This window comes from Atribacteraceae bacterium (assembly GCA_035477455.1).
Classification (GTDB): Bacteria; Atribacterota; Atribacteria; order Atribacterales; family Atribacteraceae; genus DATIKP01.
In genome coordinates this window covers 1-23,899 of sequence record DATIKP010000061.1, presented here as the reverse complement: position 1 = coordinate 23,899, position 23,899 = coordinate 1, and the positions used below count along the sequence as shown (strand labels likewise).

20 protein-coding genes, 2 tRNA genes and 1 pseudogene are annotated in these 23,899 nt (G+C 51.7%); all 23 read right to left on the bottom strand.

The window, feature by feature from the left end:
- Positions 1–105 (bottom strand): annotated as a pseudogene (locus VLH40_03595) (IS630 family transposase).
- A 71-nt stretch (positions 106–176) separates the two neighbouring features.
- Positions 177–1,235, bottom strand: coding sequence for a peptidoglycan DD-metalloendopeptidase family protein (locus VLH40_03590; protein HSV31091.1), 1,059 nt, complete (start codon positions 1,233–1,235; stop codon positions 177–179).
- Positions 1,236–1,345: 110 nt separating this feature from the next.
- Positions 1,346–2,209, bottom strand: a complete 864-nt coding sequence (locus VLH40_03585; GenBank protein ID HSV31090.1) for a ParB/RepB/Spo0J family partition protein — start codon at positions 2,207–2,209, stop codon at positions 1,346–1,348.
- Positions 2,187–2,966: a ParA family protein gene (locus VLH40_03580; GenBank protein ID HSV31089.1), complete on the bottom strand. Its 780-nt coding sequence runs from the start codon at positions 2,964–2,966 to the stop codon at positions 2,187–2,189. Before VLH40_03580 ends, VLH40_03585 begins: the two co-directional genes overlap by 23 nt.
- A gap of 113 nt (positions 2,967–3,079) precedes the next feature.
- Positions 3,080–3,898 carry a tRNA (adenine-N1)-methyltransferase gene (locus VLH40_03575; GenBank protein ID HSV31088.1) on the bottom strand — a complete coding sequence of 273 codons (819 nt, stop codon included), beginning with the start codon at positions 3,896–3,898 and terminating at the stop codon, positions 3,080–3,082.
- 881 nt (positions 3,899–4,779) lie between these two features.
- Positions 4,780–5,697, bottom strand: a complete 918-nt coding sequence (nadA, locus tag VLH40_03570; GenBank protein HSV31087.1) for a quinolinate synthase NadA — start codon at positions 5,695–5,697, stop codon at positions 4,780–4,782.
- 269 nt (positions 5,698–5,966) lie between these two features.
- A tRNA-Glu gene (locus VLH40_03565) sits at positions 5,967–6,041 on the bottom strand.
- Positions 6,042–6,044: 3 nt separating this feature from the next.
- Positions 6,045–6,118, bottom strand: a tRNA-Gln gene (locus tag VLH40_03560).
- 81 nt (positions 6,119–6,199) lie between these two features.
- Positions 6,200–7,705 (bottom strand): glutamate--tRNA ligase, encoded by a 1,506-nt coding sequence (gene gltX, locus VLH40_03555; GenBank protein ID HSV31086.1) that lies wholly within the window; start codon positions 7,703–7,705, stop codon positions 6,200–6,202.
- Between the two features lie 61 nt (positions 7,706–7,766).
- Positions 7,767–8,096, bottom strand: a complete 330-nt coding sequence (locus VLH40_03550) for a PaaI family thioesterase (GenBank protein ID HSV31085.1) — start codon at positions 8,094–8,096, stop codon at positions 7,767–7,769.
- 353 nt (positions 8,097–8,449) lie between these two features.
- A complete protein-coding gene (locus VLH40_03545; GenBank protein HSV31084.1) occupies positions 8,450–9,550 on the bottom strand; it encodes a divergent polysaccharide deacetylase family protein in 1,101 nt (366 codons plus the stop codon).
- The gene (locus VLH40_03540) at positions 9,528–10,775 is read right to left on the bottom strand and encodes a S41 family peptidase (GenBank protein HSV31083.1); all 1,248 of its coding nucleotides are present in this window, start codon (positions 10,773–10,775) and stop codon (positions 9,528–9,530) included. Before VLH40_03540 ends, VLH40_03545 begins: the two co-directional genes overlap by 23 nt.
- 32 nt (positions 10,776–10,807) lie before the next feature.
- Positions 10,808–12,004: a peptidoglycan DD-metalloendopeptidase family protein gene (locus VLH40_03535; protein ID HSV31082.1), complete on the bottom strand. Its 1,197-nt coding sequence runs from the start codon at positions 12,002–12,004 to the stop codon at positions 10,808–10,810.
- Entirely contained in the window at positions 12,001–12,870 is an 870-nt protein-coding gene (locus VLH40_03530) for a permease-like cell division protein FtsX (GenBank protein HSV31081.1), read from the bottom strand. The genes VLH40_03535 and VLH40_03530 overlap by 4 nt, the downstream gene beginning before the upstream one ends.
- Before the next feature lie 6 nt (positions 12,871–12,876).
- Positions 12,877–13,572 carry an ATP-binding cassette domain-containing protein gene (locus tag VLH40_03525; protein HSV31080.1) on the bottom strand — a complete coding sequence of 232 codons (696 nt, stop codon included), beginning with the start codon at positions 13,570–13,572 and terminating at the stop codon, positions 12,877–12,879.
- A 119-nt stretch (positions 13,573–13,691) separates the two neighbouring features.
- Complete coding sequence (locus tag VLH40_03520; GenBank protein ID HSV31079.1) at positions 13,692–14,441, bottom strand: WecB/TagA/CpsF family glycosyltransferase; 750 nt, start codon at positions 14,439–14,441, stop codon at positions 13,692–13,694.
- Positions 14,441–15,502, bottom strand: coding sequence for a polysaccharide pyruvyl transferase family protein (locus VLH40_03515; GenBank protein HSV31078.1), 1,062 nt, complete (start codon positions 15,500–15,502; stop codon positions 14,441–14,443). The genes VLH40_03520 and VLH40_03515 overlap by 1 nt, the downstream gene beginning before the upstream one ends.
- A 7-nt stretch (positions 15,503–15,509) precedes the next feature.
- On the bottom strand, positions 15,510–17,360 hold the full coding sequence (locus tag VLH40_03510; GenBank protein ID HSV31077.1) for a DUF5693 family protein: 1,851 nt from the start codon (positions 17,358–17,360) through the stop codon (positions 15,510–15,512).
- Positions 17,357–17,731 (bottom strand): biotin/lipoyl-containing protein, encoded by a 375-nt coding sequence (locus VLH40_03505; protein ID HSV31076.1) that lies wholly within the window; start codon positions 17,729–17,731, stop codon positions 17,357–17,359. Before VLH40_03505 ends, VLH40_03510 begins: the two co-directional genes overlap by 4 nt.
- Before the next feature lie 178 nt (positions 17,732–17,909).
- Positions 17,910–19,469 carry an acyl-CoA carboxylase subunit beta gene (locus tag VLH40_03500; GenBank protein HSV31075.1) on the bottom strand — a complete coding sequence of 520 codons (1,560 nt, stop codon included), beginning with the start codon at positions 19,467–19,469 and terminating at the stop codon, positions 17,910–17,912.
- Between the two features lie 97 nt (positions 19,470–19,566).
- The gene (locus VLH40_03495; GenBank protein HSV31074.1) at positions 19,567–20,406 is read right to left on the bottom strand and encodes a hypothetical protein; all 840 of its coding nucleotides are present in this window, start codon (positions 20,404–20,406) and stop codon (positions 19,567–19,569) included.
- Positions 20,403–21,479, bottom strand: a complete 1,077-nt coding sequence (gene prfB, locus VLH40_03490; GenBank protein ID HSV31073.1) for a peptide chain release factor 2 — start codon at positions 21,477–21,479, stop codon at positions 20,403–20,405. The genes VLH40_03495 and prfB overlap by 4 nt, the downstream gene beginning before the upstream one ends.
- A gap of 43 nt (positions 21,480–21,522) precedes the next feature.
- The coding region (gene secA / locus VLH40_03485) for a preprotein translocase subunit SecA (GenBank protein ID HSV31072.1) at positions 21,523–23,899 on the bottom strand (2,377 nt) is incomplete at its 5' end.

The window sequence follows — 23,899 nt, the reverse complement described above, 5'->3', positions numbered from 1 at the left end:
CACATTTGGATGAGCAGTTAACCAAGTATCATTTTTTTTGTGAATGCAGTAATTATCCATGATTACAGGGACCTCTTTATCTGACGGTATTTCAGTCATTACTTTATATCTCTGATTTCTGCAATTAAGCAGTAGGTTGCTTTCGATCGATCTTTTGCGTTGTGACCGGCTACCCCTTACGGAAGGTACGGCCAAGGATTCAAGATGTTTCCATGCCGTCGCACTTCGTAATGCAGATGAGGTCCGGTGCTCCGACCGGTGCTGCCCACGTTCCCGATAATCTGATTCTTGGCGACATTGTCTCCCGTTCTCACCCGGATATTGGAAAGATGAGCATAGAGTGTCTCGAATCCAAACTGATGGCGTACAATTACGGTTCTTCCATAATTTCCGTTCCATCCTGCAAAAACGACTTTCCCATCCGCGGTCGATACGACGTTTCTTCCAGTTGGTGCGGCGATATCCACCCCGGTATGCCAGGCTCTCCGGCCCGTGAAAGGATCGTTTCTCCACCCATAATTTGAAGCAATACGACCCCAGGTCGGCCAGCGTAAGGGAACGATCGAAACCAATTGCTCACGCTTCTGAGCAACGTCAACGATTTCCCGAAAAGATTTTTCCCGAACCATGGTCTCGGCCCGGATCCAAGCCAGAGTATTCTCCAGGGTTTCAACCCGCCTCTGGAAAGCCTGATCATGGCCCAAGCGGGCTGGCAGGTGATTGGTCGGAAGGGTCGCAAGGGAAAAGCTGGGGCCACCTTGTCCAAAATGCGCGTTAATGGTTTGCAGGCGGGTAAAGCGATCCAGAGGTATATACATTTCTGATGCCGATCCAGAAAGGGAAATGTCTACACCCAGCTTCTGGAGTCCGGATTGAAGGTCTTTTTCGAGGATTTCGCGGACTTTTTGATCGAGTTCTCTGAGGGATCCGATTTCTCTGAGCGCTTCTTCTGCCTTGAGAGTCAACTCCGCAAGTTTTTCTTCCTGCTCCTGCTTTCGCGTATCTAAGGTAAATAGTTCCCGCTTCAAAACATCCAACTGTCGGGCGGTGACAACCAGTTCATTCTTAATTCGTCCCCGGTACCAAAACACTCCTCCTACTCCGAATCCGATACCCAAAACAAGGAGAATAAAACTCAACAAGATCGTCTTCCAGGAAAGATGAAGCTTTTTCAGTTGCCCTTTCAGGGGGTGTATCCAAAAAACCGTAAATTGCTTACTTTCCTTTCTGGGCATGCTCAATCCCCTTTCCAGTCACAGAGTGTCCCGCCTTTACAGGCGGGGAGTTCCCACTGGAGTAAATTACTTACTTTCTTTTCTGGGCATGCTCAATCCCCTTTCCAGTCTTAAAATGGTTCTTCACGTTGCAGTATTAACGAGTAGATCCTTCCCAGTTCATCCTCATCCGTATACTCAATCACGATTTTTTTCCTGCCGACCCGTACTCGAGCGGCGAGAAACCGGGACAAAAAATCCTCATAATTTTTTTCTTTTTGGGTGGATTCCTGCACAGACGGGCGCGGTCCTGTCCCGATATGCCGGTCCTGAGTATCCTGCCTGGCCGTCCGGGCGATTCTCTCCACATCCCGAACCGAAAGACCTTCTGCACAAATTCGCTGAGCCAGAGATACTTGAAGTTCCCGGTCATCGATCCCGGCCAGAACCCGAGCATGACCAAGTGCAAGCCGGCTCGCTTCCACCATCGCCTGAATTTCCTCAGGGAGTTCCAAAAGGCGTAGAAGATTCGTGATCGTCGGCCTCTTTTTCCCGATACGCCGGGCAACCTCTTCTTGCGTTATAAGGAATTCATCGACCAATCGCTTAATACCCTTTGCCAAGTCGATCGGATTTAGGTCCTCCCTTTGCAGATTCTCAATGAGGGCAACCTCGAGTTTCTCTTCCTCGCTGAACTCCTCAATGATCACCGGGATCGTTTTCAACCCAGCCTTTATCGCTGCACGCCAACGCCTTTCCCCGGCGATAATTTCATAACCATTATCCGACTTTCGGGCCAGAATCGGCTGCAATATGCCATGCATCCTGATTGATTCGGTAAGATCGACGAGATTCTCTTCGTTCATATGATGACGGGGTTGAGACGAGTTGCCCCGTAACGAAGAAACGTCAACATCACGAATAGTGCGAACCCCAAACTGTCCGGCACCGGGTATGAGCGCTTCAAGCCCTTTACCTAGGCTTTTTCTGCTCATTTCTTTCCAACACTTCCCGAGCGAGGTTTTGATAGGCCTGAGCACCGGTTGAGGTTTCATCATAGAGAACAACCGGCTTACCGAAGCTGGGAGCTTCACTCAACCGGACGTTCCTGGGTACGATCGTCTCGAAGACCTTATCTTCGAAGACCTTTCTCACTTCAAAGGCAACTTGTTGAGAAAGATTGGTTCGTGAATCATACATAGTTAAAACGACTCCAAAGATCTCCAGGGTAGGGTTCAAAAAATTGCGGACTCCATGAAATGTATTGAGAAGTTGGCCCAATCCCTCCAAAGCGTAATATTCACATTGAATGGGAATCAGGACACTCAGAGCACAAGAGAGGGCATTTAAGGTCAAAAGCCCCAAAGAAGGCGGACAATCGATCAAGATAAAATCATATTCCCCGGCTATCTTCTTCAATCCTTCCTTGAGGCGATATTCTCTTCCGATGAGCGAAACCAGTTCTACCTCAGCCCCCGCCAATCGGATCGTCGACGGAATTAGATCAAGAGAGGAGATGTCGGTTTTTTGAAGGAAAAGAGCCGGTTCACCTCCATCAATCAAGAGATCATAAAGGCATAATCTAAGACATTGCCTTTCAATACCCAGTCCGCTTGTCGCATTGCCTTGGGGGTCGGCGTCAACCAGCAAAACACTTTTTCCCATCTGTGCGAGACAGGCTCCCAGATTCACGGCGGTGGTTGTCTTCCCGACACCGCCTTTTTGGTTGGCGAACGCTATGACTGTGCTCATTTGTGAGAAACATTGTAGCATAAAAAGCAACATGCGCGTACGGCATTACGGATGAATAACATATGATCCGCGCAATCCGTCGTTGATCTAAGCGGTGCCCACCCCGGAACTGTTTATAGGAAGCCCTTCTCGGGATCGTCGGTCTGAGCCGACAGATCACTTCTGTTGTTTATTTTCCTGGAAAACAGGAGATAGGTCGTGTGGGCAATCATCCGATCAACCGGTCGAAAGGAGTGTGGTGAGTTTTTATATTCACGGATCAGAGTTTCCCATACTTCCGTTTTGAGAAACGGAATTTTTTCCAGCGCTTCAAGGGTTTTTATGGCCTTGCCGGCCGTGGGACAGGCAATGCCGATCCGCCCTCCCCCTTTTAGAGTGTTCCAACAGGTATCGATATGTTCCCAGGGGTCCGGTACATCAAGGAACAAAGCGTCAACGTCCCGTTCTTCGAAGCCATCGGCCATATCCCGGCAACGGATGGTAACCCGGTCTTTCAGATTCCATTTCACAAGATTTCTCTCGGCGATTGCAGCGAATTCCTGTCGCCGTTCGTACCCAAAGATTTGCCCGCTGACTCCCACCATTCTGGCCAAAGCTCCGCACATCGCCCCACTGCCCAGTCCAACATCGATGACCCTATCGCCATTTTTAATATCCAGGTAGAGCAGAATATATCCAATATCTTTTGGATACATGACTTGGGTCTGTCGTTCCATGAATCTTATATTTTCGACTATACCGGGTAACAACAAATAAACTATATGGCCCTGATTTGTACGGATGGAGTCACCGTATTCCTTCTTAAGCATCTCATTGTGAGATATACTCCCTAAATGCGTAGAAAACAACTGATTGTTTTGTAAATTCACGAGGTATTCTTTCCCATCTTCCAAAAGGATATGAACCCGATCGCCTGGTGTGAGGGTCATCATGATCTCCTGATATTTTGGTTATGTGTAAAAAGGTTGACGTGAAGAAGGCTTATGGGAAAGGCGTTGTCGGCCTTTCCCATCTCTTTTTCGCCTCGGTCTTTTATTCACCTTCCGCTTATGGTTCCTTCTGTAAAAACATAGCAGAAGGGTGTAAAGTTTGAAGAGCGATAAAGTTCAAAGCTTTATGAGTGAAAGCCCTTGCGCATTTCATGCCATCCTCAATTTTCTTGTTCGTCGCTGTCGGGCACCGACTGGCTATTTTCTCAATAAAAAGATTCGCTGTTGGGTAACTCTGGTAAAACAAGGCTCCCCAGTCAGATCCATCAGGTAAAGAGACTCCTGTCTCTGCTAGGCAAGGCAGGGGCAGGCCATGTCGAGAGGGTAATTCTTCAAGGCACTCGGAACGTCTCTCAATCCATTTCCTGGCATGCTAACACGAAGTACAATAAACCGGAAAGAGAAAACTGGTCATGACTTAAAATGTCTGTAAAAAGGAAATAAAGGCCTGGGCGTCAGAGGTGATAATTATCAGAAAACCACCGCCCTGGGAAGGGTACAGAGGAGCCCCGCCCTTATGACAAGCATAGCACTCGCCGAGCGTATTTGTGAAGCGATTAGTGAGTTTTTAACCAAAGGTCCGGAGCTTAGAATCGGGCTGTTTTCTGAAAAGGAGTCTCCAAGAACTCTTGGGGGGTACCGGATTTTCTGGGTCTTGCGGTCCCAGAAGGTTCATGCCCTGACTTAACAACTGAACATATACAACCCGGTTCTCAGGAACCCACCGCCGCAGCGCCTCCCGGGACAGCACAGAGATTAATCATATTTCAAGACTTGACCCCCTCCATTGATTCCCATTTATTTCCAGCGCAGGATGTAGTATTTCAATCTCGGTAATCGAGCATCTTTTGGATGCTTTCCCGCGCCTGAGAGATGATCTGAGGGGCGATAGTCACCTCGAAGGTTTCCTCTTCCAGGGAGAAAAGCACTTTATCCAAGGTAATTTTTTTCATATTGGGACAGAGGGCGGCGGCCGATGCCTGGTAGAACTCCTTATCCGGCATTAATTTCTTTAAACGGTAGATGATGCTTTTTTCCGTACCAACGATAAACTCCGAAGCATCGCTTGTCCTGGCATAGGCGATCATGCCCTCCGTGGAGAGTACTCTGTCCGCCAAGTCTATCACTTCCGGGACACACTCCGGGTGCACCAATGCCTCCGCCTGGGGGTGAAGCTTTTTTTGTCGCTGGATATCTTGGGGGGTTATCGCAACATGTACCGGACAGTATCCTTCCCAAGTAATGAATTGGCGTCCGGTGATCCGTGAAACATAATGAGCGAGGTTTTTGTCTGGCACAAATATAATTTCCCCGGCATCCGCCAGGACCTTCCTGACCAGAGTCACGGCATTGGCGGATGTGCAACACAGGTCACAGCGTGCCTTGACTTGTGCCGAAGTGTTGACATAACACAGGGTACGGGCGTTGGGATGTTTTTCTTGTAACTTCTGTAAAGCATAGGCGTTGATCATATCGGCCATGGGACATCCGGCGGCAGGCTCGGGCAACAAAACCATCTTACCTGGGGAAAGGATCTTGGCCGTCTCAGCCATGAAATATACGCCACAAAAAACTATGATGTCCGCTTTTGTTTTGCTGGCCTGAATACTCAGTCCCAGAGAGTCGCCAATAAAGTCGGCTATTTCCTGTATCTCGGGAGGTTGGTAATTATGCACCAGGATAACCGCATTTTTTTCCAATTTATAACGACGGATTTCTTCCACCAAACGCTTGTCGTTCATAGATATGACCTCCTCCCCTGTATCTTCCTCGTTTCTCCGCTTCATCCCATCCTGAAATTTCATGCTCGCTGCCGTTGGGCACCGATTGGTCGACTCTTCAGCGGATCCAACGCTTCCCCTGTTCTGGAAGCGATGTGGGAATGGGTTTATGGGTTTATGGCAGAAAACATAACTCGTCCCATAGTAAAACCTCCGTTTACCAGAGACGAGTCCGTTCAAGTTCGGCAGATTTGGTAATCCCACCCACCGGTATCTCTCCAAAAAGCGCGTGGTGGCGCAACCGGGAATCGAACCCGGGCTTGCGGATTGAGAGCCCGCCGAACTAACCACTATTCGATTGCGCCAGATGGCTGAGAGGGGTGGATTCGAACCACCACCAGATGATCCAGAGTCACCCGTCCTGCCGTTAGACGACCTCTCAGTATCAAAACCGCGGTAGGATAAGCAGGCATCATGATACCATCGACCGGGGGTTTTTTCAACCACCCGAATTGGATCAGGTTTATAAAGAGAGCGACGCACCGCCCTCTTCGGAAAGCTTGGCTGTGAGTATCTGTTCGATGGCCCGGGCGATGCGGATCAGGATCCGGTCTTTCCCGAGAATTTCCAGCATTTCGAAAAGACCCGGACCGCCTTTTTTCCCGGAAGTGGCCACTCGCAGGGGATGAATGAATTTCGCGGCTGCGACGCCCTGTTCTTCCGACAACGAGCGCACAACGCTTTCCAAAGACTCGATCGTGACGTTTTCAAGCTCGCTTATCCTCTCCCGCGACTTCTCCAGGCGCTCCCGCGCTCCTGGTTCAAGGAGGACCTTCCTGAAAACCGGGGGGTCGTAGTCGACCGTCTCCTCAAAAAAATAACGACCGTCTTCGACAATCTGAGCCACGTAGTGGATGCGAGGTTTCATGGCTCTGACCACTTGCCGGCAGTACTTCCGCCAATCATCAGGCTGGTCGCCGGGAGGTTTTATGCCCTCCCGTTTCAGTATGGAAAGGAGCAAATCGGTCAGGCGTTCTTCGTCCGCCTCCCGGATATAATACCCGTTCATCCAATTCAATTTGTCGAGGTCAAACACGGCAGCGTGCCTCGCAACCCGGTCCAGGGAAAAGCGGTCGATAATTTCCTCCCGGGAAAATATCTCCTGCTCTTCTTCTCCCGATGCCCAGCTCAAACGGGCCAGATAGTTGAACATCGCCTCCGGGAGATAGCCTTTGTCCCGGTAATCCGCCAGCGAGGGGGAACCGTGACGCTTGCTCAAGCGGGTCTTGTCCTTGCCCAGGATCATGGGAATATGGGCAAACCGGGGAACCGGGAAATCCAGCGCCTGGTAGAGGAGCACCTGCCTGGGCGTATTGGACAAGTGATCGTCGCCCCGGATAACATGGGTTATTCCCATGAGGACGTCATCCACCACACAGGCAAAATTATACGTAGGAAACCCGTCAGATTTTTCGATCACGAAATCGTCGAGCTCGGTATTTTGAAACGTCACCGTCCCACGAAGCATATCGACCAGTGACGTCTCTCCATCCGGAACCAAAAAGCGGAGGACCGGCTTCCGATCCCTGGCCAAGACTTCGCGGTTTTCTTCGGCCAATGAAAGGCAGCGTCGATCATAGCGCCAGTTGTCACCGTGAGCCAAGCTCTCTTCCTTGCGCTGGGCAAGCTCTTCCGGCGAGCAGTAGCATTGATAGGCCAATCTTTTTTGCAAAAGGCGCCGGGCGTACTGATGGTAGATCGGTCGCCGTTCGCTTTGAAAGTATGGTTCGTGCGGCCCGCTAACTACCGGTCCTTCGTCCCAGCATAGGCCCAGCCAACTTAATCCTTCGAGTATCGCCCGTACGGACTCTTCATTCGAACGCGCCGCGTCGGTGTCTTCAATCCTGAGGATAAAAGTCCCGTTGCTTTTTCTGGCAAAAACCCAGTTAAACAAAGACGTCCTCGCTCCCCCCAGGTGGAGAAAACCGGTAGGACTGGGTGCGAACCGGACCCGTACCTTGTCAGCCAAACAACTCACTCCTTCAGGCTAAATTCATAATTTGAAAAACCCTTTACTTTTACCTTATTTATTACGTCCCACTATCCTTCACTTCACAACTGCTCTTCACAAATACAGCTTTTCCTTCCGCCACGATCGCTTGGTCCTGGATCAATTCTCCGGCGGTCTCAATGGTCTTTTCTTTTTTTCGGGTAATCCTCGCGCACGCCCGAAGCGGTATTTCCGTCCGACAAGGCTTAAGAAAACGGACTTCGAGAGTTCCGGTGACCGCCATCTCGCCGGCGGCCTTAATACTGTGAGACACGGCTTCGTCAAGCAGCGCAGAAACGATGCCACCGTACACCACCCCTTGCAATCCCTGGAAATGCCAAGGGACTATTCCCGCGAGACAGGTATTCACTCCGTCCTGGGAAAATGTAAGTTTGATTCTACTGCAATAAGTAATTTTGCTGCAAAAGAACGAAGGAAGCCTGGGCCTGAGCTGCCTGAATCAGCCGCCGAAATCACCGCGTTTTCGCAGTAAAAAGGCCAAGGACGGCCTTTTCAGCAGCACTGCAACCAGACGTGGTCTGATGCGTGCGGGAAAATGCCAGATGAGGCGGGGCTGATGGCAACGGGGTCTTGCTGAAATGAGTTTTTGCAGCAAAATCAAACTTTATGCCCTGCGGGTTGCGGGTCCCCCAAAGAAAACATCTATGGTCATTAATAAAGTTCATGCTCCCTCACTCCATTTCCAAACCATGCAAAGATCTGCTACCTGCGGATTTCGGAAAGATAGAGAAATTCAATATCCGGATCATTAAAACTGTTAAAGAACTCAGTCAGGGCTTGATATGTCTCATCCCTCGGATGGCCGATCGCCACGGCATAGCCCTGCCGGCGGGCCAGAGCCACTGTTTCATGCAACCTGTCAAGCACGTATTCCCGGGAATCTTCTCCGTCCAGGAAGACATCCCTCCGGTAACTGGTTATGCCTGCAACGTTGGCTTGGGAATAGGCCAGCGAAGAAACAGAGGTCAGGCTGTCCAGAAAATAGAGGTTCTTTTCTCTTAAAACCCGCATGAACTTCTCCATCGTAGTACGGTCGGAGGTAGCCCGGGATCCCTTATGATTGTTCAGGCCTACTGCATAAGGCACTCCTTCCCGGGATTCGATGAGCATCCTACGGATGGTTGCGATGTCAGTCCCGGTACGGAGCAAAAAAGGTTCCCGCTCATTCTGGGCTGGGTCAACAGCTTCCATGGGAAAGTGGATTATGACTTCTCTTCCGACTTCCCTGGCCCGACGGGCAATGACCGGACTGAGTGGAAGATGGGGTAAAATCGCCATGGTCAGTTTATGGGGAAGGGCCGCAAACCGCTCAGCTTTTTCCAGGGAGTATCCGAAATCATCGATCACCAGAGCCACTTGGTAGCGGGTGATGAGCAAGACATCGAGGACAAACCAGGGCTTTAGATCCCGGAAAATATAGTAACGGTCTCCGTCGCTTTCGGCCCTACGCTCTCCATAATATCCGAATTGCGACAGAATGGAAAAAATGAGTTGCATCCTTTGAGCGAGGATATCCCGCTCTTCATTTTTCCTGATCTCAACCTGAACTTCCAGAGCCTCATAGACAGTACCCGGCAAATCCACAGTTTGCATCACAAGGCTGGGGAGCAATTCCTGGATTTCCTGAAGGATAAAAAGAGCTAGCCATTTCTCCTGCTCAGAGGGTGCCATCCGGGCAAACGCGATATAACGGTTACGTACTGGGTTCTCCCTGGTCACCTCATTGATGAGAGTCAGTGAAACAGCGATGAGAGAGACGACGATAAACCAAAAAACTGCCTTACCTGACCATGGCCACTTCATTCAACATCCTCTGTATTTCCCGTAAGGCGGTTTCCATCTGTTCTTCATCGTCCTCAACGACTACATCAGGCTCGATACCCCGTTCTTTTATCTTGGTTCCATCAGGCAGGAAAAACTCGGACACGGTAAATAAAATACCGCCACCGTGCGACAGAGGAAATATCTGTTGAACAACACCCTTGCCAAACGATTTTTCTCCGATAATTTCCGTATACAGGTTTACCCGGAGCGCACCAGCCATAATTTCGGCCCCGCTTGCCGTGCCTTCGTTGATCAGGATCACTATGGGAGCGTCCCAGACTCTGGGGTTAAAGTTACGGAGGACATCCCGTCTTCCAGTGTTGTCCTGTATGATCAATAGCGGGCCATCTCTCGGAACGAAGAGGCCGGTACTCTGAATGGCGGTCGTCAGAAGCCCTCCCGGATTATTCCGCAAATCGAGAATCAAACCCCGAACCTCGAGTCGCTTCAGAGCTTCCAAGGCTTCCCGAAGTTCGCTGTCTGTTTTTCCGTGGAACTGATTCAGCCGCAATAGGCCGATCCCTTCCTCGATCAACTCGAACTCCACACTCTTGATCCGAATGATGTCTCGAATCACGGTAGTGGCATAGACGCCATCCAGGCCTTCCCGCTCAATCTCCAGGACCACCTGCGTCCCTACCGGACCGCGTAGCCGCCTCACCGCCTCATCCATGGCCATACCTTCGGTCGAAATTCCATCAATGGACAGGATCACATCACCGGCCCGCACGCCAGCCTGAAAGGCGGGTGAACCCATGTAGGGAGAGATGACCGTCAGTCGGTCTTCCTGCATGGTAATAACCACCCCCAACCCGGAAAATTCACCATCGATGCGATCTTCCTGCTCGATCCGATAATCTTCCGGGTCAAGATACCGGGCATACGGGTCGTCAATTTCTTGCAAAATCCCCCGGATAGCCTCTTCGACCATGGCTTCCCGGTCCGAGGTGGAAAAGTTGTAATGTTCGTTCTCTAAAAGATGGATGGTTTCCAGCAAAGGCTGCCAGTAAAGGTCGTCAAACAACCTCCGCACGTCGATATCATCCCGGTTGGCCTTGACCGTGCTCCAACCGAACAGAAACGCCAGCAAAATAGTAAAGGTCATCCATATGGCCACTCGTTTTGTGTTCACATTCTTCACTCCGTCAACGCCCGTGCCGTCGACCAGCCGGGAAATATATCTTACCACATTCTTTCCAGGCATTATCCAGTCTCCCCATCGTCAAACACCCAGAGTCATTGTTGCAGCCAGAGCATGGGGTTCTCTTCCCGGGCATCTGTCCCCACTCTCACCTCGAAATGGACCATCGGCTGCTCAGCTAAACCTGTGTCTCCCACCGTTCCGATCACTCCGCCTCCGCTGACCATATCGCCCGGGTTCACCCGTATTTCGTCGAGGTGGGCATACATAGTGATCACGTCCGATCCATGATCAATGAGGATGGTCCGCCCATACCCCCGAATGCTTCGGGCCAGAATCACGACACCGTCATGGGCAGCGTAGATATTCGTTCCCCGGTTGGCGGCGATATCAATCCCTGGATTGTAGACCTGGATTCCAAAGGTCGGATCTTTCATTTCCCCAAAACCGCGAATCACCCTCCCACCGCTGACCGGCCAGAAGAAACGTCCCTGACGAACCGGAGGCAGATTCGCGACCGGTGAAGGAACACCCTCACGAGCCCGGCGCATTTCCTCCTGGAGTTGTGCGATCAGGTTCTGGAGGTCTCTCTGGGATTCGACGAGTTCTGTCCGGCTCCGCTCAAACTGCTTCCGGTCGGAAGTAATGTGGGACAACATATCCCGCCTGGCTTCGTTCAGACTCTCTACCTGCCGATCTTCCAGAACCAACTTCTCCTTTAAAACCACTTCCAGTCGGATACGCTGGATCACTCCATCCAGTTTTTCCTGCAGGGTAGTTTTTTGATCTAAATACCGGTTAATAGTCACACGCTCAGCCTCGACATACTTTCTCAACAGGTACCACTGTTCCTTTACGAGATTTGGATCGGTCGCGCCCAGCAAAATATCCCAGACATCGACCTGAGCTTTGAATTTGTAAGCTCTGACCATCACCTGGCGCACCTTATTCTGATTGGCCTCGATCTCCCCGCTCAACCGTTCGATGTCCCGGTTCAGAATCGACCGTTCCTCCTCGAGTTGCAAAATCCGGTTGCGGGATTGGGCAATACCTCTTTCCAGTTCTTCGATTTGGGCCTCCAGATCCCGAACTTCCTGGACGACGTTTTGTTCAGCCCTCTCCAACTGCCTCAGTTCTTTTTCCAGTTGCGCCTGTTCCTGTTTGATCCGTTCGAGCTCTTTCAATTGGGTGTCGATTTCCCGTTCGATACTTGTTTCCTGAGTCCAAGCCGGGGCGCTGCACATCAAAAGGACGACCAGCACCAGGATGCCCAAAGGAAGACGTTTACTCATGCTTCACTTCTCCGTAAAATGGCTCCGGTCGCCAGGTAACTCCCTAAAAACCCGATAAACCCTCCCAACCCGGTATTGGCGATCGCCATCGGCCAGACGGCTTCATCAAGGGTGATCCAGGGAAAAAAGGGAAAGGCGGTATGGAGAAATTCCAAGCTGAAGCTTAAAACAAAATATGACAAGAAGAAAGAGGCAATGCCAGCAAAAAAACCTTCAGAAAACCCTTCGTAGAGAAATGGACGGCGAATGAACCGTTCGGTCGCTCCCATTAAATAAGAGACCCGGATTTCATCCGCGCAACTGTGGATGGATATTCGGATGACATTGATAATCACAATCAGGGAAAAAATAAATATTCCCAACAGGATGAAACTACCCAACCCTAATAACATCTGATAAAAATCGATGAATGTCTCCAAATTGCGTCCACCGTGGATGACTTCTTCAAAGTACGCGATTTCCCTGAGCCGTTCAGCAAGACGGGGAACCTCCTCTAACCGGCGGGAAGTCACTTCCAAAGACTGGGGAAAGGGGTTGTCCTCCGGAGGAAAATCTTCTTCGCGCAATTCAAAATATTCGAGGAAACGGCGGCGGGCCTCTTCGCGGTCAACCAGAACAACCTCACGGGTTTCCGGGAAATTCCTGATATTCGTGAGAATCGGCTCAATCTGTTCAGAGGAAAAGGTGTCTTCAAAATAAGCCTTTACGGTGAACGCTTCGCCTAAAAAGGCCCCCATTTTTTCCAGTTCCAAATAACCAAAGATAAAAATATTGACAATCAGTTGGGTAAAAAAAATACTGAAAAACCCCATTAAAAACAAGTGCGGAGAACGTTGCATACGGTGGAACACGCTCAGAAGAAACACGGAAACTCAGTCCCTCCGCCGATCATAAACCACTTCGCCTCCGTTGAGGTATACCAATCTCGCTGGAAATCGTTCCAGAATGTACTTGTTATGCGTGGACATGATCACCGTTATACCTTTATCCCGGCAATATTCATAGAGGGTGGTGACCATGTCAACCGCGGTCTCTCCGTCCAAATTACCGGTCGGTTCATCGGCCAGGATCAGGCGAGGCCGATGGATCACGGCCCGACCGATACACAGTTTTTGTTTTTCCCCACCGGACAGCCATTCGATTCGATGATGTTTTTTCTCTTGCATACAAAGGGTATCGAGAACCATGTCAGCTAACTGGAGCATCGACCGCCTGGCCACTCCCATCACTTCCAGTGGAAAAATCAGATTTTCCAGGACCGTACGGGAAGAAAGCAATCTAAGGTCCTGGAAAACAACGCCGATGTTTCTCCGCAATATGGGCAGATGCCCGTCATCCAGTTGGTTCACCCGAAAACCCTCAAGCCAGATATTCCCCGAAGTGGGAACCTCTTCCCGAGTGATGAGTTTCAGCAAGGTGCTTTTCCCGGCACCGGTCACACCTACCAGAAACACAAATTCTCCCTCCTCGATCACCAGGCTGATATTGTTGAGGGCCCGAGCTCCATTCGGGTAGATCTTATAAACCCGCTTGAACTCTATGAATACCTTCCCCAGTTCTTCGTCCATGAGAAAGTCCTTTCCTTCATCCACTGGGATACGGGTCTATTATACCATCCGCCCTGTTCTCTGCCAGATCGTCTGTATTTACAACCCAGGTTTTTTACCACCGGCCGGATCGGTACGAATCAGGGTAGGCGCCGATGCGCTGTTAGGCGCTCACACGCCACCAACCAACCGAACCGGCAAAAGGAAGGTATGATCCGTTTCAACCGCCGGGGTTCAGAGATTACCCGCCATACCCATTCCACACCGAATTTCCTGAATAGGGCCGGCGCTCGTCGCTTGCTCCCTCCGATCACGTCAAAGCTCCCCCCTACACCCACCAGAACCCGGGCTATCAGCCGGGACCGGTGGCGGGCGATCCATTCCTCCTGACGGGGGGACCCCAACCCAACCAGGAGGACATCGGCCCTGGTTCGGTTTATTTCCCGCACGAGGAGATCGTCATCACTAAAATACCCGTGATGCCAGCCAGCCAAGCGGATTCCCGGAAACCGCTCCCTGATTCTCCTCACCGCCTGATCAAGGGTTTTCCCGCTTCCTCCCAAGCAGTAAATCTTCCAGCTACGCCTGGTTCCTTCCCAGAAAATTTCCTCAGCCAGCTCGACCCCGGGGAGACGGTTATGGATCGGACAGCCCAAAATACGGGAAGCCAGAACAACGCCGCTCCCATCGGCCACCAAGTACTCCGCCCTGCGGAGTACTCTTTGAAAGTTGGTGTCATAGGACTGGTGAGCCAGCATTTCCGGATTCAGAGTCACTATCTGGACTTGCCGTCCCGCTGCGATATCTTGTTTCAGGAGATTAATGAGGTGAAGCATGGAGACATCAGTCACAGAATACCCCAACAGGTCGCGGAGTGGAGGAGTAATCATCACAGATTCCCCTGCAGAGAAGCGAACACCGCCTCGCACAGGCCATTCTCATCCTGGAGAAAACGATCGATCTCCGCCTGCACCTGTTTCCCCTGTTCCCGAATGACAGCCCGATTCTGAAATGAGACCGCAAGCGTTTTCGAATCAACTTTTTCCCAGCGCAGAAGATTCTTGTTCTCCCACCAGCGGCATAGCGCGGCAATTTTGGGGTCAATATCGAAAGCAAACCAGGGAACACCCATCCGGCTGGCGATGATCGCCGGATGAAGCCGCATCGTGAACAGGCAGTCAAGATCCAGAAAATATCTTTTAACTTCATCGGTAGAAGTAAAATAACGAGTCCGGCAACCGGTCTCCCGGCCGAGACGTTCCACCGTGGCCCGGTCGAGTTCCTGGTGAAAGCCGACACACTCCACCGGCCGACCGGTCGTTTCCCTGAGTTCACATAGAGCCATCCGCAAAACCGCTTCGCGGTCCGGTGGCATCGTGCGCAAAAATACAGCAATCCGGTCGCGACAGTAATCCCGGTTTTGCTCGGGCTCAAAGAGTGAAAAAACCGGGTCTCGTCCTTCCAAAATTCGTTGTGCCGAACAACTGTACTCAGCGGCCAAAGCCGCGGAATCAGCGTCTCGGGCAACAAAAAGGGTAAGACGACGCATCAGGCGCTTCATAAGAAAACGACTCAAGCGTTTCTGAAAGGGACCCAGACCACAGCGAAAAAAAACCACCGGTTTCTTCAAGCGTATGGCCACATTCACAAGAGTCCAGTAATAGAGGAGGGAACGGAGGCTGGATGCATCCTGCAACAGGCTTCCGCCGCCGATCACCACTCCGTCACAGCAGCGCAGTTCCCGCCAAATTTCGCTCACCGGGCGGCGCGGAACCGGAACTGTTCCTGTAGGCAGGCTTACCGGAAGATCCTTCCCGCGGCTCAAGACAGAGAGATCCAGGGAGATGCCCTGCCGCTGGGCAAATGCCGCCAATTCACGGCTGACAGCCATAAGGCTCAACTCGTCTCCCCAGTTGCCAAAGCCATAGTAACCGACAAGAAAGACCCGCACGGGTTCTTTAACCTTGGTAGCGTCCCACCCAACGCCATAAATGAGTCGCAATCCAGATACACACCAGGTAGCCTGCCGTGACCGGAAGACTCAGGACTAAAGCATTGAGAAAGCGCAGGAGAACGAACAAGAGACCGGTATGAATATGACAGAATGAGTTAAAAAAGGTGACAAAACCGATACTTGCCCCCAGCCAGAGAAGCAGCTGGAAAATGGCTCGTATTCCTTTTCCCCGATAGACAAACAGAAGCCACAGGGCCGGGTATCCGAGAAGAAACTCCCTGGTCCGGGGGCGCATGAACATCACCTCTTCCAGGAGGATGCGCATCCGGCTTTCGATGGCGCCAGCGGGCCATAGGGGAAAATTTCCGGTCCTGGTGAGAAACAGAACTGAACCGACCGCCAGAATCCCGACGATAATCAGCTCATAACGGCGGAGAGCACCGTCAGCGACGGCGGGGATGCTTCTACCCAGAGCTTTTGTCTTGAACAAGTAAAGCAGGACTAAAATGATTGGGACCACCAAAGAGGCCTTGACTCCCCAGTATTGGTCAATACGCAGAACATAGGACCGATCGAACTGTCCGAGACCGACCACGAGCGATCCGGCGAATAGCACAAGAAAAGCCAGGACGACACTGCGTATCACCGGAAGCTTCTCCCGGTAGCTGTCGACCAAGAGAAAAACGCTCAGGGCCGGAAAGGATAATCCGGCGAAAAACCCCATATAACGCATGCCCTCCGCCCGGTTGAAGACTATCATCCCCAGAAGGAACACTCCGGCCAAAGCCATAACAATCCAACGCCCGGGGAAGAAGGCTCCATAGACAGCAGTAAAAGCCAAGGCCACGGCAAAGCCATAAAGAACAAGAGAGAACAACCCGGGTGTGAAGGGATCCAACGGTTCAACTGGACCAAAGGTAAAACCTCTTTCTTCCAGTTCGAGAGACAAAGAGGCCAGATAATCCCGGTTTTTCTCCCAGATGGTGAAGGAGGGCTCGGTGAACAGGCGAACGTAGAGCAACCGGATGGAACGTTCCCGAACGGCTCTCAGGAAGCGGTCCCGGGCTTCTCGGGGAGTAAAATTCTTCAATTCATCAGGGGGAATACTGTGCACCCGTACCGTCACATCGCTGGCCAGGCGGGCCAGGGCGGTTTCCCCCTTTTGACCGACAAACTCTACGTACCCCCACCAAGTACCGGATTCTTCAAGATATTCAGCCATGGCCGCCAAGGAACGCGAGTCGCCATATCCAAAAACTTCATCACCGACGGAAATCATGCCCGGTGTATCAATCCATAGGTCATCGGCCAAAATTCTCTTCAGAACTTCGGGTGGAATTCCCTGGAAATTCCGGGGGCGGAGTACTACTCGGTACCCCTGTTCCCGGAGGGAAGCAATCAAGGTCCGGTTCCAGCCCAGACTGATTTTATCCTCCTCTTCAGGAAACACATTCACACCCAGAAGCGTCCCTTCAGTCCGGACCGTCTTTCCCAACAGTACGAGGTGAGCGGCGATTTCCTCGCGCAATTCTGGATCCGGTACCGAGAAATAGCGCAGGGAATCGGCCAATCCCACCGGCCTGGAAACCGGGACAATCCGCCCGGCCGCCTGCAGAGTGCGAATATCATAGTCGCTTACGCCCACGGTGGAATATCCCAGTTCACGAGCCTCACCAAGCAAGCTGAATGGATCGCGCCCGGTCCGGGCCGCCAAAAGCTCGATATCCCACCAATCCAGGATCTTTTCCACTGTCCCCCAGCCAGCTTCGACCCTGAGCCGCATCGGGAAAAGGGGAAGCGAGGCGGCGGCAACCAGGATCAGGACAATAATCAGGAGTAGGGTTCTTTCTTTCATACCTGGCTCTCAACGATTTCCAGGAGGAGGTCACCAGCATCGACTGTTTCGTTTTCTCCAACCAGAATCCTGGTAACAACACCCGAATTTTCCGCCTGAATTTCATTTTCCATCTTCATGGCTTCCAGGATGAGCAAAACCTGACCGACTTCCACCTTATCTCCTTTATCGACATTTATTGAAAGCACCCGACCGGGCATCGGTGAGCGGACCGAAGTGGTCACCTGGAGAGGCGGGGTCTGCGCTTTCCCAGCGCCTGAAAGCTTTTTGACCTCTTCAATTCGCAAGCCATCCGGTGTATTTCCGGGAGTGATTTCCGCCACTTCAACTTCGTACTCTTCGCCGTTCACCCGGACCAGAAATTTCCGCATTATCGACATTTACCTCCTCAGGCTGAAGTTCCAGGACTTTTCATGAAGCGACAACATTTTCCAACTCCGGTTTTTTCGGGAAATATAGGATGACCTCCGCTTTGTTTCCGGCGACAGCATCCGGACGATACATGCGGAAATAGCTGCCAGAATCTTCGGATCGGTAAGCGAGGTCGGATCAGACCGGGATATTGCCATGTTTTTTCCCTCTTCCCGTTTCCCTTTTCGACCAGAACAGTTCGAGACCGCGGATCAATTTCCACCGGGTTTCGGACGGGTGAATGATTTGATCTACATATCCCCGTTTCGCTGCCTGGTAAGGGTTGTAAAATTCATTGCGATACTGTTCGATGCGTTCTTCCCGCTCAGCCAAACTATCGATTGCCTTATCGATCTCCCGGCGGAAAATAATGTTTACGGCGCCATCTGCTCCCATGACGGCAATTTCGGCGGTCGGCCAAGCCAACACCAAGTCTGCTCCCAGATCCCGGCAACACATGGCCAGGTACGCCCCGCCGTAGGCTTTGCGACAAATCACGGTCAGCTTCGGAACGGTGGCTTCGGAATAGGCATACAAGAGCTTGGCTCCATGACGAATCACTCCACCGAATTCCTGGGCTGTCCCGGGAAGATACCCAGGCACGTCGACCAATGTGACCAAGGGAATATTGAAGGCATCACAAAATCTGACAAAACGGGAGGCCTTATCCGACGCATCGATATCGAGACAGCCGGCCAGATGGTTTGGTTGGTTGGCTACGATGCCTACCGAATATCCACCGAGCCGGGCGAAACCGATCACCACATTCCGGGCATAATCTTTGAGAAATTCAAAAAAATTATGATCATCGACGATCTCGGTGATTACCTTCTTGATATCGTACGGTTTATTCGGGTTCGTCGAAACAAGACTCATGAGCTCGTCAACGGGGCGATTGGCCGGATCTGCGGTCTCGTTATAGGGGGGATCTTCGGAGTTATTCGAGGGTAGATATCCCAAAAGGGTCCTGATCTGAACAAAACATTCTGCTTCCCCACTGGCGACCAGAGATGCGACACCGCTTTTGGTCGCATGAGTTCGGGCGCCGCCCAGTTCTTCAGCGGATACATCTTCCCCGGTTGCTGCCTTGACAACCTGCGGACCGGTGACGAACATCTTACTGGATTCCTCGATCATGAACACAAAATCCATTAGCGCCGGGGAATAGACCGCGCCTCCGGCACAGGGACCGGCGATGACTGCAATCTGCGGGATCACTCCCGAAGATTGGGTATTGCGGAAAAAGATCTGCCCATATCCGGAGAGGGAGTCAATTCCTTCCTGAATTCGCGCTCCGCCGGAATCATTGATTCCAATAATCGGCGCGCCGATTTTGATGGCCATGTCCATCACCTTGCAGATCTTCTTGGCATGCATTTCGCCGAGGGAACCACCCATGACCGTAAAATCCTGCGAGTACAGACAGACCGCCCGCCCATCAATTGTTCCAAATCCCGCCACAACACCGTCAGCCGGAACAAGCTTACCGTCCATGCCGAAACGGACGGAACGGTGGTCCAGAAAGAGATCCACTTCCTCAAAGCTTCCCGGGTCAAGCAAGAGATCCAGTCGTTCCCGGGCGGTCAACTTCCCGCTCTGATGCTGTTTCTCTACAGCCTTTTCTCCACCACCGGAGAGGCAAATCCGTCGCTTGGTTTCAAGCTCTTCGATCAGTTCTGAAAGCGTTTTGCCGGACATTCTCTATCCTTCCTTTGAAGAACCTTGTCTTATCCTTCCTCAAATCCTTTTTCAGCCTTTTCTCCAACTTTCCCACTACTAAACCGCATCTTGGAAGTCAAGTTTTGACCATTGCTGCAATGACTGGTTCGGGAACGGGAACGATTCCGTCCACGTCAATATCCACTCGCTTGAGTTCCACCCCGCTTAAATCCTCGACCCGTTGTCGCAAAAATTTCTGGATATATCGGCAACTACGGGATAGATTGGGGTGTCCCCAAAGAACACACATGATTCGGACATAGACACCGGTATCCTGCTTATGGATGACGATATCGTTGACCGCTTCTACCCTGGAAAGATTGGTCAAGAGAATCCAAACCAGCGAACGCAGCGCTATTTCAGATACAGTAAGTTTCCCAAGATAGCTGAAGGGAGGCCGGACAACAGTTTTTTCCTTCGACGAATAAAACCAGCCCCAGACCTTGACCGGGACGGTATCTACCAGGTTCCCCCATAGGTTCCGCTTCAACTCGATGAGTGGAACCGGTATGGTATGCTTGCCTTCGTTCTCTCGAGCTAAGCGGGCCAACTCGATGTCCTGGACCGAGGCGATCCGGTCGATATCGATCCATTCCGAGGGGAGAGGCAGGTTCAAACGCCGGCAGATCGTTTCCACCATCTGGCAGGAAATACCTAAAACTATCATTCTCTCGGGCTTTGCTTCCGCAAGGGCTACGGTTACCTTCTCCCGGTGTTCGGGATAATAGAATACCGCAACCTTGGCCGCCTTGATCTTGCTCATTTCCGCCTTGGCCGACCGACCAGCGACGATCCGTCCCTCGCAGATCAACAACCCGTCGTCGATGATGCAGGTGATCCCATAGCGTTGCGCGATATGAGGTGCCCGATAACTTTTTCCGGTACCGGTGGATCCTACCAGAGCGTAAACAATCACAGGATTCGTTCCTGTCTCAGATATCTCTCGACAAATTCCTCAATCTCACCGTCCATCACCCGCTGAACATTACCGGTTTCGTGATTGGTACGGTGATCTTTGACCATATTGTACGGATGAAACACATAGGTCCGAATCTGGCTGCCCCAGGCGATATCTTTATGTTCTCCTTTTTGCTCCTGGATTCTTTCTTCCTGCTCGCTTTTCTGCCGTTCATACAATCGGGCCCGGAGGATCCGTAAGGCGACTGCCTTGTTCTGGTGTTGGGAACGCTCATTCTGGCACTGGGCCATGATTCCAGTGGGAAGGTGGATGATTCTCACTGCCGAATCGGTGGTGTTGACATGCTGACCCCCGGCCCCCCCGGAACGGTAAGTTTCGATCCGCAGATCCTGTGGATTCATATCCACTTGGATTTCATCGTCGAGATCGGGAGTCACCTCAACCAAGGCGAATGTCGTATGACGTCTTTTGTTGGAATCAAACGGTGAAATCCGGATAAGGCGATGGACGCCTCGCTCCGACTTGAGGTACCCATAGGCATACTCTCCCTGAGCCAGATAGGTGATATGTTTTAATCCGGCTTCATCTCCCTCCAGTGAGTCGATGACTTTGATCTCGAAACCCTTCCGTTCACAGAAACGGGTATACAATCGAAACAACATCTCTACCCAGTCCTGAGATTCTGTCCCGCCCGCACCGGAATGGATGGCTATGATCGCCCCGGCCCGATCTTCCTGATCTTTAAAAAGAAGGCGAATATCCAGATCTCCCACAGCTTGGGCCAAGCTACGCACGTCACCAGCCAGTTCTCGGTATTCCGGATCCTCCGGGTCATAAAGTCCGCTTAATTCCTGGACATCTCGCGAACGATGGGCAAGGGATTCGTATTCTTCGAGAAGATTCTTATGCTTTTTGTAGTCCTGGAGGAGAACTCCCTGATTAACGGTCTTGTCCCAGAATCCGTTTTCCGACATTTTCGCCTCAATGTCCTGAATTTTTTGCCGGATATTCTCCCGGTCAAAGATACCCTCCGATTTCCGCAAGCTTGTCGCGTATAATTTCCAGTTCATCGATAATTTCGATGTTCATCGTTTCATCCTCCAATGTTTTTTATCAGGATGCCCCACAACAGTGTTTATATTTCTTTCCACTCCCGCAGGGACAACGGTCATTACGACCGATTTTCTTTTTTCGGTGCGCCTCCAACGACCCAGGAACTGGTACGGTTTTTTGGGTTTTCGCCGGTTGGGTTCCCAGTTGCGGGGTACGGGAATCCTCCGGCTGAGGACGGGGTCGTGGTCCGGTCACCACATTCACCCGCAGCAGATAGCGCAGAGCATCTTCCCGAATCTGGGCGATCATGTCCTGAAACATATCGAACGCTTCCAACTGATATTCGACGAAGGGGTCCCGCTGGCCGACCGCCCGCAAGCCAATGCCCTCCCGTAAATGATCCATGTTGTGGAGGTGTTCCTTCCAATGACTGTCCACAATTCGCAAAAGAACAATCCTCTCCAGCTCCTGGAAAACAGGCTCACCGATGGTCTTGACTCGCTCTTCATAGCGTTCCCGGGTCAGGCGTTCGAGCATATCGCGCAGTTTCTCCCGGTCGAAGGTTTCCCGTTCGGGACCCTTCACTGAAAGCTCGTATCCGAAGACGGCCATCAGGTGTCCGTTCAATCCATCCCAATCCCATTCTTCGGGGTAGCGCTTCTCGCTGGCAAAAGTATCGAGAATCCCGGTAAGGAGTTCTCCCAGCATCCCAAAAATATAGGAACGGAGACTCTTTTCAAAAAGAACCAGACGCCGCTGTCCGTAAATAACCTCCCGCTGCTTCCCCATCACATCGTCGTATTGGAGGAGGGTTTTTCTGATATTGAAATGGTATCCTTCCACCTTTTTCTGGGCGCCCTCGATCAATCGAGTCACCAGGGACGATTCGATGGGTATCCCCTCGTCAACTCCAAACCGGTCCATGATGCCGCCCACCCGCTCCGAACCGAAGAGGCGTAATAGGTTGTCTTCCAGGGACAGGAAAAACCGGGAAGAACCGGGGTCTCCCTGTCTCCCGGAACGTCCCCGTAATTGGTTGTCGATCCGGCGGCTCTCGTGACGTTCGGTGCCGACGACATGGAGTCCTCCCAGGTCGGCCACCCCGATCCCCAGCACGATGTCGGTTCCCCGGCCGGCCATATTTGTGGAAATGGTCACTGCCGTACGCTGGCCGGCATTTTTGATGATATCCGCCTCTTTTTCGTGATTCTTGGCATTGAGCACAGCATGGGGAATAGCCTTCTTCTCCAACAGACGGCTCAGGTTTTCAGATTTTTCAATCGAGACTGTTCCGACCAGGACCGGTCTCCCTTCCCGGTACAAGGTTTCGATCTCTTGGACGACAGCATTGAATTTATCTTTCTCGTTGCGATAAACCGCGTCTGAAAAATTAGTCCGCTTCAGCGGTTTATTCGGGGGGATGGTGACCACCGGCATTCCATAGGTATAAATAAACTCGTTTTCCTCAGTTTTAGCCGTTCCGGTCATGCCGGATATTTTGTCGTACATCCGGAAGTAATTCTGGTAGGTGATCGAAGCCAGCGTCTGGTTTTCATTGGCCACCTGGAGTTTCTCCTTCGCTTCGATAGCCTGGTGCAAACCTTCGCTGTACCGGCGGCCCTGCATCATGCGTCCGGTAAACTCATCGACAATAATAACCTCCCCGTTATTCACCACATAATCAACATCGATTTTATAAAGATGATGGGCACGTAAGGACTGGCGGACCAACTGTTCGGCCGGGTTTTTTCCGGAACCTTCATAGAGGTTGTCCACGTGCAGCAATCTTTCCACCTTACCCACCCCGTTTTCCGTGAGCCAGATGGAACGGGTCTTTTCCTCATAGTCGAAATCCTCACTGTGCACGAGCTTTCTAACGACTTTATCCACCCGGTAGTATATATCGGTGGAATCTTCAGCCGGCCCGGAAATAATCAGTGGAGTGCGCGCCTCGTCGATCAAAATCGAGTCGACCTCATCGACTATGGCATAATGCAGTTCCCGCTGCACAATATTCTCTTTCCTCCAGGCCATGTTATCCCGCAGGTAATCGAACCCATATTCGTTGTTCGTTCCATAGGTGATGTCGGCCGCATAAGATTTCTTCCGTTCGGCTGGCGTCGATTCGTGTTGGATCAAGCCGACCTCAAGCCCCAGAAGCTCAAAAATCGGTCCCATCCAGAAACGGTCCCGTTTCGCCAGGTAGTCATTGACGGTAACGATATGTACCCCCTTTCCGGTAAGGGCGCTGAGATAGGCCGGCATGGTAGCCACCAAGGTTTTTCCTTCCCCGGTCTGCATCTCGGCGATTTTTCCTTCGTACAGAACCACCGCGCCGATGACCTGCACGTCAAAGTGCCGCATCCCGACCACCCGGCGGGAGGCTTCCCGTACCACGGCAAAGGCCTCACACAGGATCTCCTCAAGAGATGCTCCG

Coding starts and splice junctions, on each gene's coding strand:
- VLH40_03590 (HSV31091.1), bottom strand. CDS start 1,235: ATGCCCAGAAAGGAAAGTAAGCAATTTACGGTTTTTTGGATACACCCC.
- VLH40_03585 (HSV31090.1), bottom strand. CDS start 2,209: ATGAGCAGAAAAAGCCTAGGTAAAGGGCTTGAAGCGCTCATACCCGGT.
- VLH40_03580 (HSV31089.1), bottom strand. CDS start 2,966: ATGAGCACAGTCATAGCGTTCGCCAACCAAAAAGGCGGTGTCGGGAAG.
- VLH40_03575 (HSV31088.1), bottom strand. CDS start 3,898: ATGATGACCCTCACACCAGGCGATCGGGTTCATATCCTTTTGGAAGAT.
- nadA (HSV31087.1), bottom strand. CDS start 5,697: ATGAACGACAAGCGTTTGGTGGAAGAAATCCGTCGTTATAAATTGGAA.
- VLH40_03545 (HSV31084.1), bottom strand. CDS start 9,550: ATGAAGTGGCCATGGTCAGGTAAGGCAGTTTTTTGGTTTATCGTCGTC.
- VLH40_03540 (HSV31083.1), bottom strand. CDS start 10,775: ATGCCTGGAAAGAATGTGGTAAGATATATTTCCCGGCTGGTCGACGGC.
- VLH40_03535 (HSV31082.1), bottom strand. CDS start 12,004: ATGAGTAAACGTCTTCCTTTGGGCATCCTGGTGCTGGTCGTCCTTTTG.
- VLH40_03525 (HSV31080.1), bottom strand. CDS start 13,572: ATGGACGAAGAACTGGGGAAGGTATTCATAGAGTTCAAGCGGGTTTAT.
- VLH40_03520 (HSV31079.1), bottom strand. CDS start 14,441: ATGATTACTCCTCCACTCCGCGACCTGTTGGGGTATTCTGTGACTGAT.
- VLH40_03510 (HSV31077.1), bottom strand. CDS start 17,360: ATGAAAGAAAGAACCCTACTCCTGATTATTGTCCTGATCCTGGTTGCC.
- VLH40_03505 (HSV31076.1), bottom strand. CDS start 17,731: ATGCGGAAATTTCTGGTCCGGGTGAACGGCGAAGAGTACGAAGTTGAA.
- VLH40_03500 (HSV31075.1), bottom strand. CDS start 19,469: ATGTCCGGCAAAACGCTTTCAGAACTGATCGAAGAGCTTGAAACCAAG.
- prfB (HSV31073.1), bottom strand. CDS start 21,479: ATGAACTGGAAATTATACGCGACAAGCTTGCGGAAATCGGAGGGTATC.